The 15742-nt window shown below is 40.9% G+C and carries 13 protein-coding genes; 5 read left to right on the top strand and 8 right to left on the bottom strand.

Features of this window, described 5'->3' with window-relative positions:
* Positions 1–81: 81 nt before the first annotated feature.
* The 3 genes from QUE46_RS09775 to QUE46_RS09765 form a co-directional block, all read right to left on the bottom strand.
* Complete coding sequence (locus QUE46_RS09775) at positions 82–510, bottom strand: DUF4262 domain-containing protein (protein WP_239247971.1); 429 nt, start codon at positions 508–510, stop codon at positions 82–84.
* 955 nt (positions 511–1465) lie between these two features.
* A complete protein-coding gene (locus tag QUE46_RS09770) occupies positions 1466–1663 on the bottom strand; it encodes a DUF6435 family protein (RefSeq protein WP_024033426.1) in 198 nt (65 codons plus the stop codon).
* Between the two features lie 141 nt (positions 1664–1804).
* Positions 1805–2914, bottom strand: a complete 1110-nt coding sequence (locus QUE46_RS09765; RefSeq protein WP_286247721.1) for a PQQ-dependent sugar dehydrogenase — start codon at positions 2912–2914, stop codon at positions 1805–1807.
* Positions 2915–3304: 390 nt separating this feature from the next.
* On the opposite strand from QUE46_RS09765, the gene QUE46_RS09760 reads away from it, so the two are divergent.
* From QUE46_RS09760 to QUE46_RS09750, 3 genes are all read left to right on the top strand, one after another.
* On the top strand, positions 3305–4348 hold the full coding sequence (locus QUE46_RS09760; protein WP_286247720.1) for a flavin reductase family protein: 1044 nt from the start codon (positions 3305–3307) through the stop codon (positions 4346–4348).
* Complete coding sequence (locus tag QUE46_RS09755; protein WP_286244623.1) at positions 4345–5397, top strand: acyl-CoA desaturase; 1053 nt, start codon at positions 4345–4347, stop codon at positions 5395–5397. Before QUE46_RS09760 ends, QUE46_RS09755 begins: the two co-directional genes overlap by 4 nt.
* A 150-nt stretch (positions 5398–5547) precedes the next feature.
* Positions 5548–6591 (top strand): branched-chain amino acid aminotransferase, encoded by a 1044-nt coding sequence (locus QUE46_RS09750; RefSeq protein ID WP_286244622.1) that lies wholly within the window; start codon positions 5548–5550, stop codon positions 6589–6591.
* Positions 6592–6671: 80 nt separating this feature from the next.
* Here the strand turns inward: QUE46_RS09750 and QUE46_RS09745 are convergent, their stop codons facing one another.
* From QUE46_RS09745 to QUE46_RS09735, 3 genes are all read right to left on the bottom strand, one after another.
* Positions 6672–9239 (bottom strand): TonB-dependent siderophore receptor, encoded by a 2568-nt coding sequence (locus QUE46_RS09745; protein WP_286244621.1) that lies wholly within the window; start codon positions 9237–9239, stop codon positions 6672–6674.
* A 440-nt stretch (positions 9240–9679) separates the two neighbouring features.
* On the bottom strand, positions 9680–9991 hold the full coding sequence (locus QUE46_RS09740; RefSeq protein ID WP_286244620.1) for an Mpo1-like protein: 312 nt from the start codon (positions 9989–9991) through the stop codon (positions 9680–9682).
* Positions 9992–10107: 116 nt separating this feature from the next.
* A complete protein-coding gene (locus tag QUE46_RS09735) occupies positions 10108–11400 on the bottom strand; it encodes an anti-phage deoxyguanosine triphosphatase (RefSeq protein WP_286244619.1) in 1293 nt (430 codons plus the stop codon).
* Positions 11401–11612: 212 nt separating this feature from the next.
* On the opposite strand from QUE46_RS09735, the gene QUE46_RS09730 reads away from it, so the two are divergent.
* Both QUE46_RS09730 and QUE46_RS09725 read left to right on the top strand, forming a co-directional pair.
* Positions 11613–12422 carry a glucosaminidase domain-containing protein gene (locus QUE46_RS09730; RefSeq protein WP_286244618.1) on the top strand — a complete coding sequence of 270 codons (810 nt, stop codon included), beginning with the start codon at positions 11613–11615 and terminating at the stop codon, positions 12420–12422.
* Positions 12415–13083 (top strand): DUF2987 domain-containing protein, encoded by a 669-nt coding sequence (locus tag QUE46_RS09725; RefSeq protein ID WP_286244617.1) that lies wholly within the window; start codon positions 12415–12417, stop codon positions 13081–13083. The genes QUE46_RS09730 and QUE46_RS09725 overlap by 8 nt, the downstream gene beginning before the upstream one ends.
* Positions 13084–13299: 216 nt before the next feature.
* On the opposite strand, the gene QUE46_RS09720 is transcribed toward QUE46_RS09725, so the two are convergent.
* On the bottom strand, positions 13300–14304 hold the full coding sequence (locus tag QUE46_RS09720) for a LacI family DNA-binding transcriptional regulator (RefSeq protein WP_286244616.1): 1005 nt from the start codon (positions 14302–14304) through the stop codon (positions 13300–13302).
* 63 nt (positions 14305–14367) lie between these two features.
* The gene (locus QUE46_RS09715) at positions 14368–15696 is read right to left on the bottom strand and encodes a glycoside-pentoside-hexuronide (GPH):cation symporter (RefSeq protein WP_286244615.1); all 1329 of its coding nucleotides are present in this window, start codon (positions 15694–15696) and stop codon (positions 14368–14370) included.
* Between the last annotated feature and the right edge of the window lie 46 nt (positions 15697–15742).

Here is a 15742-nt window from a genome sequence, read left to right as displayed (position 1 = left end):
CATAGGCTAAAATTAGGAACGAAGTGACGCAGCCTATGTGTTAGCGTCCCAGCGAGCAGCGCGAGTGCCTTTAGTGTTTTGTTATACGACACTTACAGCCTCTGCCTGAACTGTAAGCTCACAATCGTTTTCTAATGGAAGTACATTATTCTTGTCAGGCCAGAACAAGACCCAAATTGGTATTTCTCTATCATAGTAATCCAATGCAATACCGGCATATTCGCTTTTCCATTCACTTCGCATTTCTTTAAACATTGTTTCAAAGTTATCGCTAAGTAAGCCGCTAAACTTTGTATCACAGTTAAAAGTCGCTCCGTTTTTTATTTCAGCAGCGATGTTTGAAAGAAGTGTATGCATAACATCCTTTCTCAGGCCGAATACCATGATTTCAGGGTGAGAATAACTTTCGAACAAACCTATTGTATACGCAAAATTTGGTCTATCCCCTTCGGCATCAAATACATACTGGAATTGCCATCCATATTTTTCAATATTATCCGTTATCTGCACAATGTCTCCATGTCGTATAACGGCCCGCATAACGGGCAAAAATACGTAGGCTACAATACCAAGCGAAGCGCAGGGAGCCTACGTGTTTTTGTCCCTAGCGAGCGCAGCGAGTGTTAATGCGTTTGTTATGTTCGTTTTTCCCGAAGAGATATTTCCCCCCTGTTGTTCTCCATAATTTTGAGGAACAGTTTTCTTGCTAGAGCCGATGGGTCATTTAAGCAATTTGAAGGGTATTTACTCCAAATCTTGTTTAGTAACCAACTTGGTAACTCTGTACCTTCTCCATCCCACTCTTCCGTTAACCACCTAGCCAATATTTTCTCATGAGGTGCCATAAGATTCTGATATTTGGTTAAAACAATTTGGTGATGATTTTTCATAGAAGAACATAACAACTTTATCAGAGGACACTTTCCTTTTTTTATGAGCAAAGTATGTCCTCTTTATTATTTTTAATATTAATAACAAATACTGTAACACATTGCCAGCTTTAAACTTTAAGTCCTATTGTTATCTAATAGCAGGTAAAAAAGAAGAAAGCATCCTCATTTTCTGACTTAGGAGGAAAAACGCCATCGAAGTAAGCAAATACAGCAGCTAAAGATTTAAAATGAAAGCTAAACCCCTTTTTTAAATCATTTAATATTCACTAAAAACACGGTGGCGATAACGTAAGTAACGGCTTTAAGTACATTTGTTTATGCAAGCCTATTATAAAAGGTGGTTTTTGGCTGGTGGAGGCTATAAAACGAGGTGATGAATTATTTACTAAACGCGTCTTTCTACTTTTAAAACAGTACAGACACGATATTTATACCAATCGACTTAAATATTTAGCCTCTCTCGCGTGCTAAATAAAGCGTTAACTGCGTTATAAATTTCTCATGTAGAACAACTACATGTCGAAATTTATGCCTTGTTATCACTCTATTTATCCGTCGCTATAAATGTCTAATTACTTAACACGATTGGTATTATCTGGCTTTTTTGCTTCAAGCGCTTCTATTTCACTCCAGATTTTTTCGGCTTCTGCGCTTAACATGGCGTAGCTTTTAATGTCGCCTTTACGCTGTGCTTGCATGCCTTGCTCAAGTTTTGCGTCGTACTCTTTGCGTAGTTTTTTTGTCGGGTCTGATTTAAATAATGAAAACATGGAGCTCGCTTAGTTTTATAAAAGTAATAGCATTACCATACGCTACAAAGAGCTAAATAGTTCTTTTAGCCGAAGGGCATTTACCTTGTTAATAAAAACAAGGTAAACGCATTATTTGCTATGCTGCGGTTACAAACGGTTTTATAGGTCAGGCTCAAGGCGTTTAATACCTTGTCCGTCAATGCCTAAGTAAATATAGCCATCACTGCCTTGTGCTAAGCTGCGAACGCGGCCTATTCCTTCTAAAATTTTATATTGCTTTGAAACACCTTTGTTAGATATTTCCAGTGCACTTAAAAACGAAAACTTCATAGACGATAGCAAAAGCTTGCCTTTTAATTGCGGGTACTTATCGCTGCTAACCAATAACATGTCAGAAGGGGCGATGGAGGGGGTCCAATGCAGTACGGGCGATTGCATGCCGTCTTTTTCTTGTATGTCGGTAAACGACGAACCGCTGTAATTAACTCCATAACTAACCACCGGCCAGCCATAATTAGCGCCCGCTTTAATTATGTTTAGCTCATCGCCGCCGCGTGGGCCGTGCTCATGAGACCATAACGTTTGTGTTGTTTTATCAAACCACATGCCTTGTGGGTTACGGTGTCCGTATGACCAGATAGCGGGTTTAGCGCTTTTTTGATTTACAAACGGGTTATCTTTAGGAATACGGCCATCAATGTGTAAGCGATAAATTTTACCGCCATCACGGCTTAAGTCTTGCGGATTTTTATCGCGCGCGCCGCGATCGCCAATAGAAAAGTAAACATAGCCTTGGTTATCAAACACAATACGGCTGCCGTAGTGCTGGCCTTTTGTGCTGTTATGCTCACCTTTATAAAGTAATTGTGTGTTTAAAAGCTCAGTGCGATCGTCACTAAGCTTGGCGCGCATTAGGGCTGTATTACTGCCACTTTTAGCGCCTTGGGTACTTGAGTAAGTTATGTAAAGCCATTGATTATTGTTTGCGTCGCTATGTAGGGCTAAATCGAGTAAACCACCTTGCCCGTTAGCATCAATTTGTGGCAAACCCGAGAGCTTAGTTAAGGTTGATGAGTTTTTAGGCAATAAATAAAGTGTGCCGCTTCGCTCGGTTATAAGTAAATCACCATTACTTAGCGGCTCAATAGCCCAGGGGATAGTTACTCCTTTAGCCACACTGACGGCTTTTACATTGAGTGCTAATACATCAAGGTTTTTGTAATCAACAGCCGCCACTGGCATTGAAACGAGTACAGCTATAAACGCCATGGATACTGTTTTAGCAATCGTTTTTATAGGTAAAAACACGGTTGTTGTCCTGTCCAATAAGTAAGCAAGTAATACCTACATTAGCATATTGTTGCTGATTTTTCTAAATGTAGCGCTTTAATAAAAACCATATATTTCAATAATAAAGGGCTTATCTTCAAAGCGCTATTGCTGGTTTTAATATTTTAAACAGCTATTTATTGCACCTTAATTGAGGCTTTAGTTAATTGCTTTGAATTAGGGCGCTGCGTAAAAACTGCACTAAAAAAATTGAATATTTACTCTAATACTATTGAAATTAAATTTTTTGGGCGTACACTTGTGCGCTGAAGTTTGGGCGTACACATGTAAGTTCAAATTCAATATTTAATATCCAAGAGATTAATAGTGATGATTACTAAAGTATTAGACCAATTTGCGAAGTGGTTTTTACACCATCAAAGCTTTGCAGGCTACATTGAGCCCATTATGCAAATGGTTAAGCCTGCGTGGCGTGCTGGTCTTTATAGAGCAAAAATAGAAGAGCTGACGCAGCACAATGGTGATTTTTTAAGTATTACCTTAAAGCCTACTCAACATTGGCAGGCACACATTGCTGGGCAACATATTAGTTTAACGGTAGAAATAAATGGGCGTTTATTAACCCGTGTGTTTACGGTTGCCTCAAGCCCTGAGCAATTTAAAAAAACGGGGTTAGTGCGTTTATTAATTAAAACTAATGAGCAAGGGCGTTTTACAAGCCTTTTAAGCAGTGCTTTACGAGTCGGTGAGTGGTGTAATATTTCAGCGTCTAGTGGCGACTTTGTTTATAAAAATTCCCAAAACAATACAACGTTTATAGCGGGGGGCTCGGGTATTACACCTATGCTTGCCATGATTAGTGAGCATTTAAAACATACCACACAAAAAGTATCGTTAATTTATTATGCCAAAGCTGCAGCACACCAATGTGTAGATGAGCTAAGTGCATTAGCAAATCAGTTTTCGCATTTTTCATTTTTTTTGCTCACTCGCGAGCAATCAGGTGACATTACACGCCATGTAAATGTGTGGGAAAACCCAGATATTTACTGCTGTGGGCCAGCAAACTTTATGAAAACGGTGAGTGATTTTGCTAAAAAGCACCATTTAAATTATTACCAAGAGGCATTTGGTTTAACACAGCCAAGCCAAAATGACGACAGCCTATTTAACGTACAGATTAATAGCACCGCTCATGTCGTCAATGCTAACAACGCTTTGTTAGCACAGTTTGAGGCAAAACAACTACCAGTTAAACGCGGGTGTGGCATTGGTATTTGCCATCAGTGTCAGTGCATTAAAAAGTCAGGCGTGGTGCGTAATTTAAAAACCGGCGAGCTGAGTGATAATGGCGAGCAGTTAATTCAACTGTGTGTAAGCCAACCTGTTAGCGACTTGGAGTTACAACTATGAAAAACATAAACTTTGATCAGTTAGCCCACGATTTAGATACCATAAAAATGGATACGCTAAGCAAAGTAGGGCAACAAGATGCAAACTACATTCGCTCGGTTGTTAAAAAGCAGCGTCTATGTGAGTGGAGTGGGCGTATTTTACTTATGCTGGGCTTTATTCAGCCAATTTTATGGGTTGCGGGTGTACTGTTATTAGCGCTGGCAAAAATTTTAGACAACATGGAAATTGGCCACAACGTTATGCACGGCCAATACGATTGGATGAACGACAAGCAGCTTAACTCGCAGCATTATGAATGGGATATTGCCTGCGATGGGCAAAGCTGGCATCGCGTTCATAACTTTGAGCACCACACGTACACTAATATTATTGGTAAAGACCGCGACTTTGGTTATGGCTTATTGCGTTTAAGTAATGATTTTAAATGGCGCTTAAAAAATGTATGGCAGTTTATTACCTATATAAATTTAAGTGTGCTGTTTCAGTGGGGGGTGTCGTATCACGAACTGGCAGCGGAACGTGTGTTTATAGGTAAAAAGAAAGAAAACCGCGAAGGGGGTGTATCGCATTCTACCCTAAAACAGCGTTTTTTTAGTAAAGGCGCGCGCCAATTAATAAAAGATTATGTGATATTTCCTTTATTGGCAGGGCCTTTGTTTGTATGGGTATTAGCAGGCAACTTACTGGCAAATTTAATCCGTAATTTATGGACCTCAACCATTATTTTTTGTGGCCACTTTACTGAGGACACCGAAACCTTTAAACAAGAAGACTGCATAAACGAAACGCAAGGGCAATGGTACTATCGCCAAGTTTTAGGCTCATCTAATATTAAAGGATCGCATTGGTTTCATGTTTTAACTGGGCATTTAAGCTGCCAAATTGAGCATCACTTATTTCCTGATATGCCGTCCTCTCGCTATCAAGAGGTGGCCCCGCAAGTGCAAGCCGTTATGCAAAAGCACGGTATTGATTATCATACAGGTGGTTTTTTTAAACAGTACGGCTCGGTATTAAAACGTATTATTAGGTACTCGTTTAAATAAATAATGTGCCTTTAAAAAGCCGATTAATGAAGATGCATTAATCGGCTTTTTTGTATGTGGTTAACAATGTGGCCAATTTATAAACAGCAGTTGCAAAAAATTCTTTTTAATAATTAAAAAAGCCTCAGTTTTGCTATGGTTAAACGATGCATGATTGTCATACAATGGAGAAAAATAGACCACACAAGAGAGATTAAAATGGCCGCATTCGGTACTGTGTTTATGCCGCAGATGATTCAAGCTCGTTTTTCAGATAACCAATGGAGCGAAAGCTCAATCGTCCCTTCCGATAAACTTGAACTTCATGCGGGCGCGCACGTCCTTCATTATTCAAGCACGTGTTTTGAAGGCTTAAAAGCTTTTCGCCACGAAGATGGCTCTATTTATATTTTTAGAATAGATGCGAACATTGCGCGTATGCAGCAAAGCTCTGCGTTATTAAGCTTACCAAGCTTTGATGGGCAAATGCTAAAAGACATGATTATCGAGATTGTTAAAGAGTATGCTGATGAAACGCCATTACCACCGGGCTCTATGTACATTCGCCCAACTCACATAGGAACAGAGGCTGCCATTGGTAAAGCGGCTGCACCGTCAATGAGCTCGTTGTTATATACACTTTTATCGCCAGTTGGCGATTACTTTACCGGTGGCGCTACTGCACTGCGTGTATTACTTGAAGAAGATGGCATGCGCTGTGCGCCGCACATGGGCATGGTAAAAAGCGGCGGTAACTACGCCAGTGCACTTGCACCAATTAGCGCAGCACGCGAAAAATACCAAGCCGATCAAATATTGTTTTGCCCAGGCGGCGACGTACAAGAAACAGGTGCTGCTAACTTTATTCTTATTGACGGTGACGAAATTATCACCAAAGCGCTCGATAGCACGTTTTTACATGGCGTAACCCGTAATAGCATTTTAACCATTGCAAAAGATTTAGGCATGACGGTAAGCGAGCGTAACTTTAGTGTTACCGAGCTTTTAGAGCGTGCTGCAAAGCCAGGTACAGAAGCTGCACTTTCAGGCACTGCTGCGGTGTTAACGCCGGTAGGCACGTTTATTCATAACGATAAAGAATACAAAGTAGGCAGTGGCGAGCCAGGCCCTACAACAGCGCGATTACGCCAAGCATTGAACGATATTCAATGGGGTAAAAGTGAAGACAAACACGGCTGGTTAACTAAAGTCTAATTAATTTAACTAGTTCGCAGTAAAAAGCCACCGACTAGGTGGCTTTTGTGTTTTGGAGTAGTTTTTGAAATGTTGAGCGCTTAAAACTTCATTTCTATTTTGCCGTACACATAACGGCCATTAAATCCGTAGGGCGAAAAGCTTGAATAAGCAAACAAGCGAGAAAAAGTAGAGACTTCTTCTACATTTTCGCGGGTAGGATCTGGGTATACATCAAAAATGTTATTGGCACCTAAACTAAGCGTTAGGTTATCAGTAGCGGCATAGGCTACATCTAAATCAGTGATCCACTTAGGCTTTAATACCTCGTTTAGCTCAGGCGTTGATGAAGGGTCTTGGGTTTCACCATAACGCGTAGTTCTAAGTGTTGTACGCAGCGCATCATGGGTCCATGTAGCACTTAAATTGTATTTATTGCGCGGGGTGCTTACTTCAAAGCGGCGTAGCTCTGTACCTGAGAACAAGTTGTCTTGATCAAACCCAGCACCTTGTAGTTCAGCGGGCGGGTCAATAATATCAGTGACTTCATTTTTGCCGTAGTTATACCCTAAGTTAAAGGCAATATCGCCATAGCCATCGGTGATTAAGTTGTACGAGGCAACCACATCAACACCACGCGTTTTGCTATCTATAGCGTTTAAGAAAAAGCGGCCTTGGTTAGCGCCCGTGCCAGCTAGCAACTCTTCTATTGCTGCGCCCGATAAATTGTTTGATAAAACAATCCGGTCATCAATTAGTATTTGATAGTAATCAACCGATAAGCTGAAATTAAAGTCGGTAGACCAAGTAAAGCCAACCCCGTAGTTTGTGGCTTCTTCGGCATCAAGGCCCGGCGAGCCAAGCGCTTTGGCTACATCACTGCTTGGTGCAAAGGTGCCGGTTTCGGTCGGAACGCTATCAACAAATACAGTAGCAACTGAGGTAAAATATTGCTGCTGTAATGAAGGCGCTCTAAACCCTGTTGACGCTGAAGCGCGTATGGCTAAATCTTCAGTTAACGAATAGCGTGTTGCAATTTTGCCGTTAAGTGTATCACCAAAATCTGAGTAATCCTCATAACGCGCTGCCACAGCAATATTCCAATCATCTGTGAGGTAGGTTTCTAAGTCTATGTAAAAACTCACATTATGACGGCTGTTGTCACCTTCAGACTCAGGTGTAAAGCCAGGAAATACTTGTGCACCTGCTGCACCAAACGGGCCATCTTCGCCTGTGACTACACCGCCTGGGCCAAATGTGCCTTGTGCGTATGAGGCTTCTTCGCCAGCTTCTATTTGGTAGCCTTCACGGCGGTACTCAGCACCAATGGCAACACTGACTGCGCTTTCTAAAAAGCTTATATCAACTTCGCGGCTTAAATCGGCATTTAAAGTAAGTTGATCGTATGTCAACGTACCTGCATCAAAAGTTGTTTGGCTAGTTGGTCCGTACGACGTATTTAAACTATTGGTTACGCCAAATTCAAATGCATCTTCCCCATACACAGCCGATACATCGTAGTTCCAATCACTTATAAAACCCTTAACACCTAACGCGAGTGAGTAGTCGTTTATATCTGAGGTGATCACAGGTAAAAAACCGTCGGGGTAAATTTCTTGAATATTACGGCTGTCACTTGCGCGCCTATAAAAACCAGCGCCTTCGCCTTCTCGTTTAGAGTAGGAGCCAAAAGAATACAAATCTACATCGTTGGCTAGTTGATACCCTGCATTATAAAAAACCGATAGGTCTTCTACATCGCCGTTACCAAAATTATGGTTATAGCGGTTAACGGTAAACTCGCGAGGGTCGAGTGAACCATCTTCTAATCGGTCGTAGTTTTCGCGTTGATCATAATCGGCACGGTTAGTTGAGTGGCGGTCGCGGTATTCGGTCGAAATATTTAAAAAGCCATCATCACCCAGCTCTAAACCAATATTACCTTGCAGAGTGAGCGTTTGCCCATCGGTTAAAGAGCGATCGCCGCCTTCTGTAAATACTAAGTTGCCATCGCTACCCTCAGATACCGATTCAAGCTCAGGTACACCATCCATTTCAGTAATATTTGCCCCATAAATAGCTGCAAGGGAGCCTCCGCTGCTTGCGCTTTTAAGTACAATATTAATCACACCCGCTATTGCATCAGAGCCGTATTGTGCTGCAGCGCCATCGCGTAAAACTTCAATGCGTTCAATTGCATTAGCTGGTATTGCATTTAAATCTACAGACGATGAGCCACGGCCCGTTGAACCATTAAGATTGAGTAGAGCACTACTATGACGACGCTTTCCATTAACAAGCACTAAGGTATGATCGGGCGCTAAACCACGAAGCTGTGCAGGGCGTACGTGGTCACTGCCATCGGTAAGTGATGCTTGCGGAAAGTTAAAGCTGGGTAGTAAATTGCTCAGCAGCGCGTTTGTCTCTGTAAGGCCTGAGCTGGTAAGCGCCTCTGCGCCAATAATATCAATAGGAACGGCACTATCTTCTACAGTACGCCCCAAACGACGTGAGCCAATAACGCTTATTTGCTCTATATCTTCTTGTACTTGCGGCGACTGCTCTGCTGCATGTGCAGAAAATGCGCCGAATAGAGAAAACGATGCACCCATAGCCAGCGCTGTACTTATTTTTACATTATTTAACCTAAACGGTAGGCTTTTATACATGTTGTTGATCCTCGTTTGATTACCCATTGATTTAAAATTTTTTTATAACCGCTAATTTTTATTTAATCGGCTTTGAGAACATAAACCGCATTAACAAAATGAGTCAATTGAATAACATTCAATTAAAATAATGGGGTATATAATTACAATTTCGAATTAATGAAGCTAAACAAGTTAAAAGTTATAAACAGGCTGAATTTGGTAAGTCACTGATGAAGCTTAAAATAATTACCAATCCTAGTGTTTACATTTGATTAACAGGTAAGGGCAGTGTGAGGGCCTTTGAAAATGTGTATTTAATAAAAGGGTTTAAAAAATGTGTGTATACCTCACCTTTAAATGTTAAATTAATTAACATTTAAAGGTGAGGTATTTAATTTGCAATTTGTATAGCGTTTAAAAAGGTTGCGAGTGATTTTTATGAGAAAATAATATAAAAATTAAAATTTTATTTTACCGATAAGTATATCTTTAAACATAACCCAATCTCCCCATAAGCTATAAATTGGGTGCTTAAATGTAGCAGGGCGGTTTTTTTCAAAAAAGAAATGCCCAACCCACGCAAATCCGTAGCCAATAACAGGCAATAACCATAATAGGGTGTATTGCTGTTTTAACAGCGCGATTACGATAACTGCCAGTACTAGTACGCTCCCCACAAAGTGTAAACGGCGGCAGGTTACATTGCGGTGCTCTTTTAAGTAATACGGGTAAAACGCTTTAAAGGAGTTAAAAGTGTGTGGTGTGTTCATAATCCATGCTCTTATTTTTATAGTTTATTAAATATACAATGGTTTATGAGACTTTGCAGGTAAAAATTGTCAAGAGATGACCAAGTGCCAGATGCGCACTTGGCTTTATTGAACCATTATTGAATAGGGGAGAACAACCTTTGATAGGTTTTATAAGCGTATTCATCGCTCATGCCGCTTAGGTAGTCGCATATTATGCGCATGCCTTGGTTTTGTTTCTCGGCCTCTATGTAAAGAGCTTGTGTGGTTTCGGGCAATAAACGTAGTGGGTCGCTGGCAAAAGCGGTAAATAACTCAATTAGTAAGTTTTGACCTTTAAACTCTATTTGCTGCATTTCTGGGTCGCGTATTAAGCGCTTAAATACAAAATGCTTTAATATTTGCAAAACGCGCTCGTACTGCGGGTCCAGCTTTGCGGTGTACTTCAAAATAGGGCAATCAAAATCACCATGTTGCACATCTAAATGAATATGAATAATAAACATATTTACCAGCTCGCCTATGGCGTCTTTACGTTCAAAATCGTTTTTTGAAAACAAGCGTTGGGTGAGCGAGTCTAATTTAGTGTTTAACCAATCGTAATTAAGCGCGTTTAAGTGGGGTAATGCGTGTGTTTGCCAATCATCTAGTGTAAGCACTTTAGTGGCTATTGCATCTTCTAGGTCGTGCACTGCGTACGCTATATCATCGGCGTGTTCCATTATGGCGCTATCTAACGATTTATAACGGGTTTTTGCACGGTATTGATCTATAGGCGTATGACTTGTTAGTAGCGCCTTGTCGTTGTTGTTTAAAGGGGCAATGATCCACTCAAATATTTGTGCATCGTTTTTGTATAAGCCTTTAGCGGGGCGCCAATCATCTGCTTTTATAAATGAGCGTGTGTTATTTATCTCAGGAATGGTGTGCCATAAATCGTCTATAAATGCGGGATATTTAATAAAGCCAAGTAACGTGCGGCGAGTTAGGTTCATGCCGTGCCCGTTAGAGTAAGGCTCAAGTTTAGCTACTATACGCAATGTTTGTGCGTTACCTTCAAATCCACCGTGCTCACGCATCATATAATTTAAGGCAATTTCGCCGCCGTGGCCAAACGGGGGATGGCCTATATCGTGCGCTAAACATAAGGTTTCTAATAAACCAGTAGAGGGGAAATGTTCAAAATCGCTGTGCTGCGCTTTTAAATGCCGCAATATGCCGGTACCAATTTGTGATACTTCTAACGAATGGGTTAAACGAGTGCGATAAAAGTCGTTTAAACCTATCCCCATAATTTGGGTTTTTGCTTGTAAACGCCTAAATGCTGCCGCATGAATAATGCGAGAGCGGTCAACCTGCCAAGGTGAACGATTGTCATTAGGGCGGTGTTTAGCTTGCTCTATTATTCGTTGTTGCCACTGTTTATCCATACTGCTTTACCTAAAACGTTATCAAACAAGGGGTTATTTAATCGTAGCGTATTTATTCATAATCAGCGGCTACTTGCTCAGTATACCTTTGTGCTTATAAATTGCGAATGAACAAAGTAGGTTATTCGCGTTTACAAAGTGGCTTAGGTATAATGGGGTTTCGTATGCGTGTGTATTACCCATGCATAATTGTTGTTTGAAAGAGAGACTACATGCTAAAAACCATTTTAAAGCTGTTACTAAGCGTATTTTTTTTATGGGCGCTTGCATATCCGTTTATGCAAAGTAATGAGCAAGAGGTTGAAGAACAAACCACAGGTGAACAACCTAAAAAAGTAAAGAAAAAAGAAAAACCCCTGCACAATGTTACCTTACCTAAATTTTCTGAATTTGCTGACGTAAAAGAGAAAAAACAGGCATTTTTTGATTTTATTCGCCCGCACGTTGAGGCTGAAAATAAAAAAATATTACAGCAACGCGCTAAGTTAGAAATTGCGCGTATGATGCTTGAATACAACGAACCGCTCGAGAAAAAACAACAGCGCGACATCGTTAATATTTTAAAAGCCTATGGCTTACCTGAAACAGTAAACACCCTAATTTTAAGCCAAGCGCTGCGCCGTGTTGATATTATTCCTAAAGAGCTTGCGCTAATGCAAGCGGCGAATGAGTCGGCGTGGGGTACATCGCGCTTTGCACGCATAGGGCTTAACTTTTTTGGCCAATGGTGCTATTCAAAAGGCTGCGGTATGGTTCCAAGACGCCGCAATACTGGAGCGGCACACGAAGTTGCTGCATTTAAGTCGGTACGTGCGGCAGTAAGCTCGTATTTTAGAAATATTAACACGCATTCTGCTTACAAAGATTTACGCCTGATACGCGAAGACCTGCGCCGACAGCAAAAGCCCATTGCGGCAACGGCATTAACCCATGGGTTAATGTCGTACTCTGAGCGCGGCGAGGCCTACATAGAAGAGTTAAACACCATGATTAACCAAAACAGAGCTTACTTTGATGAATAAAGGAATTTTAAAAACCACTCAAGCTATATCGCTACTAGCACTGAGTGTTTTAACACTCAATGTTAACGCCAAAGAGTTTGTAATGTCGTACGATGGCTTTTACGATAGATTAAAAGTGGTTAACAAGGGCGACTTTCAGTATGCACGGGTTAACTTTTACATTAGCGACATTGCCACAAACGAGGCATGCGCTATTAAAAGCGGCACAATTTTAACCGAAAATAACGAATACCCGCTTAATTTTACCGATAAAGCACAGTTACTTTTACCGTTTGATAAGCAGCTCGATACGGATAAAGCCGTTATTGTTGTAGAGCCACAAAATCCTGATCACGATTGTCAGTTAAAATTGCAAATTGAGGCCAGCGAATTTGAAGGGCTTAGTTTCACTAAAGATTCGTTGTACACAATTAATAACGAGTTAGATGAACTTTTAACAGATTTATCGGGCTTTTTTGTTAGTAAGCTCATGTGGTTTTTATTGCCTGAGCAAAAAGGCGTTGCTGTAACGTTTAAAGAGCCTGTGACTTTTAATAACCCGCATATACAGTGCGAAAAATCAATCTGCTACTTTGCAGTACAGGATAACTGGGAAGATGACGTAAATCTGCTCGGTGATATAGAAAATGTAGTTAAAGTAACCCCGTGGATAGCAAAATAAGTTATACCAATGCGCATAATTAAGTGATCTATTTTGAGGATGGATAAATGTGTTGATAACTAGGCAAAAAATTCGCTATTTAGTTGTTCTAAATGAGAGTTTTTTAACGAAAGTAGCGACACATTTAGCCCCGCAAAATGATTAAGTATTATTGCGGATTGGTATTCCTGGGGGGTTAATAAAAACGGCGCTTAATATAGCGCCGCTTTTTATGCGTTATTTTGGCAATGCTTGGGTTGAGTCGCGTTTAATTAAAGTGGGTTCAAACACGCGGTTTATGTGTAAGTTTTTATACTGATACACATCTTGTAGCACCATTTTTGCAGCCATCTCACCCATTTCTTCTACTGGGTTATCTATGGTGGTAAGTGTAGGGTAAAGGTAATTGGCAAATATAACGTTATCAAAGCCAATAACCGACAAATCGTTTGGTAAATTAAAGCCATGCTCACGGGCGTATTTCATAGCGCCTGATGCCATTTCATCGTTGGCACACACTAAAGCACTAAAGGGAATACGCGTATTGAGTAGTTTTTCAAGGCCTTTGCTGCCACCAATTTCGTTAAAATCACCTTCGTAAAACAGCGCCTCATTAAAGGGGATATTGTTCTCACGAAGCGCTTTTTTATGTCCTTTTAAACGGTTTCTGGCATCGGCTTTAACTTGCGGCCCCGCAATATAAGCAATATTTTTGTGGCCTTGTTCAACAATAGATTTACTGGCTAAGTAGCCGCCGAGCTCGTTATCTAGGCTAATGCAGTTACTTTCAAGTGAATGTACGTATCGGTTAATAAGGTAAATAGGGGTTTTACCTTTACTTAGCTCAATTAGGTAGTCATCACTGACTGACTCTACATGTAAAATAAGCGCATCGCATTTGCGGCTAATTAAAAATTCAATGCCGTCTTTTTCTTTATCGTCTTCACTGTGACCGGTGGTAATAATAACGTGCTTACCCGCAGCGCGCAGGGCTGACTCGATGCCCGCCATCATTTGAGCGAAAAAAGGACCATGAAGCTCTGAGACCAAAATTCCCACGCTGTTGGTTCTGTTCGAGGCAAGCGATTGCGCAATAGAGTTGGGCTTATAGCCCAGCTGTTGCATTGCATCGAGTACTTTTTTGGTGGTTTTTTCACTTACGCGGGTGTTTTTATTCATTACCCGTGACACTGTAGCTAACGATACGCCAGCAAGCTCCGACACTTCATAAATTGTGGCCATGTTATTGTTAACTCACTTATATCCTTTATTTTAGCAGGCAAATAATACCGTACCCACTAAATGTTAACTAGCACTAGTTTTTAGCGATGCCTGTATAGAGGCTAACTGTGCGTTATTGAGCGTGTATTTACGCATAATAAAAGCAACAAACAAAGAACCAAACGCCGGTATAATAGTAAACGATAATAAAATACCTTGCTGCGTATCCAGGCTCTGCATTGTTTGCGCCTGATAATTATAAAAAGACAGCAGCCAGCCTGCAATTGCCCCGCCTAACGCCACACCCATTTTTATGAAAAATATAACGCCCGAATACACAAGGCCAGTAATTCTTACCCCAGTTTTGTGGTGCCCGTAGTCTATGGTGTCGGCCATTTTTGCCCACAGTAGCGGGGTGGCCATATCTAAAAAAAACTTCCACAAAATAAAGGCGGCAAATGCCAAAGTAATGTTATCAGGGGAGATAAAATAGCTCGCAATGCATATGCCTGCAGCAATTAACTGCAAACTAATATAGGCTTTTATTTTACAAAACCGTTTAGCCAACGGCTGAGCACACGCACACCCAACCATACTGGCAAACACGCCTAAGGTCATAAAGGAGGTAATTAAATCTTCTTGCCCTAAATAGTATTTAACGTAATAAACCCCTAAGGTTAAACGCAATACTTGGCCAGTGAGTAAAAACAGTGCGGCAGCGCACAGGACACGCCATTGATCGTTTTTAATCAAGGTTTTTAAACTTTTAAACAACGACAGGTTTTGCTCAGGAGGTTGCTCTACGCGCTCTTTGGTACCAAAAAAACACAGTAAGAATAACACTAAGCCAAGCAAGCTCATTGCCGTCATGGTGTATTGATAGCCTTTGGCGTTATCGCCTTGGCCAAAGTATTCAACCATTGGCATTGTACAGCCGGCGACAATAACGCCGCCTAACATACCAAACACAAAACGATACGATTGCACGCTAACACGCTCTTTTACATCGCTTGTGAGCACCCCACCTAATGCGCAGTAAGGAATATTTATGGCGGTATACGCCACCATAAGCAAGGTGTAGGTGGTAAAGGCGTAAATAATTTTATCTGTGCCTTCAAGCTCTGGCGTGGTAAAAGCTAAAATACTAATAAGCGCAAAGGGCAGGGCAAGCCACAATAAATAGGGCCTAAAATGGCCAAAGCGCGATTTGGTTTTATCGGCTAAGTTACCCATAACCGGGTCGGTGATGGCATCAAACAATCTAACCACTAAAAATAGGGTGCCTACCACCGCAGGAGAAAGCCCTACTACATCTGTGTAGTAAAGCATTAAAAACATCATAACTGTTTGAAAAATAATATTACTCGCCGTATCGCCAAGGCCATAGGCTATTTTTTCTTTTACACTTATCATGATGTTAGGTACTCGCTTTTTGATTTTTATTTATGCGATTAATCGT

The sequence above is a fragment of the Pseudoalteromonas sp. MM1 genome (assembly GCF_030296835.1).
Taxonomy (GTDB): domain Bacteria; phylum Pseudomonadota; class Gammaproteobacteria; order Enterobacterales; family Alteromonadaceae; genus Pseudoalteromonas.
This window is presented reverse-complemented; position numbering and strand designations above follow the sequence as displayed.

Bases quoted from the DNA above. Each gene is read 5' to 3' on its own strand.
- QUE46_RS09770 (WP_024033426.1), bottom strand. From the start codon at position 1,663: ATGTTTTCATTATTTAAATCAGACCCGACAAAAAAACTACGCAAAGAG.
- QUE46_RS09765 (WP_286247721.1), bottom strand. From the start codon at position 2,914: ATGGCGTTTATAGCTGTACTCGTTTCAATGCCAGTGGCGGCTGTTGAT.
- QUE46_RS09760 (WP_286247720.1), top strand. From the start codon at position 3,305: ATGATTACTAAAGTATTAGACCAATTTGCGAAGTGGTTTTTACACCAT.
- QUE46_RS09755 (WP_286244623.1), top strand. From the start codon at position 4,345: ATGAAAAACATAAACTTTGATCAGTTAGCCCACGATTTAGATACCATA.
- QUE46_RS09750 (WP_286244622.1), top strand. From the start codon at position 5,548: ATGATTGTCATACAATGGAGAAAAATAGACCACACAAGAGAGATTAAA.
- QUE46_RS09745 (WP_286244621.1), bottom strand. From the start codon at position 9,239: ATGTATAAAAGCCTACCGTTTAGGTTAAATAATGTAAAAATAAGTACA.
- QUE46_RS09740 (WP_286244620.1), bottom strand. From the start codon at position 9,991: ATGAACACACCACACACTTTTAACTCCTTTAAAGCGTTTTACCCGTAT.
- QUE46_RS09735 (WP_286244619.1), bottom strand. From the start codon at position 11,400: ATGGATAAACAGTGGCAACAACGAATAATAGAGCAAGCTAAACACCGC.
- QUE46_RS09730 (WP_286244618.1), top strand. From the start codon at position 11,613: ATGCTAAAAACCATTTTAAAGCTGTTACTAAGCGTATTTTTTTTATGG.
- QUE46_RS09725 (WP_286244617.1), top strand. From the start codon at position 12,415: ATGAATAAAGGAATTTTAAAAACCACTCAAGCTATATCGCTACTAGCA.
- QUE46_RS09720 (WP_286244616.1), bottom strand. From the start codon at position 14,304: ATGGCCACAATTTATGAAGTGTCGGAGCTTGCTGGCGTATCGTTAGCT.
- QUE46_RS09715 (WP_286244615.1), bottom strand. From the start codon at position 15,696: ATGATAAGTGTAAAAGAAAAAATAGCCTATGGCCTTGGCGATACGGCG.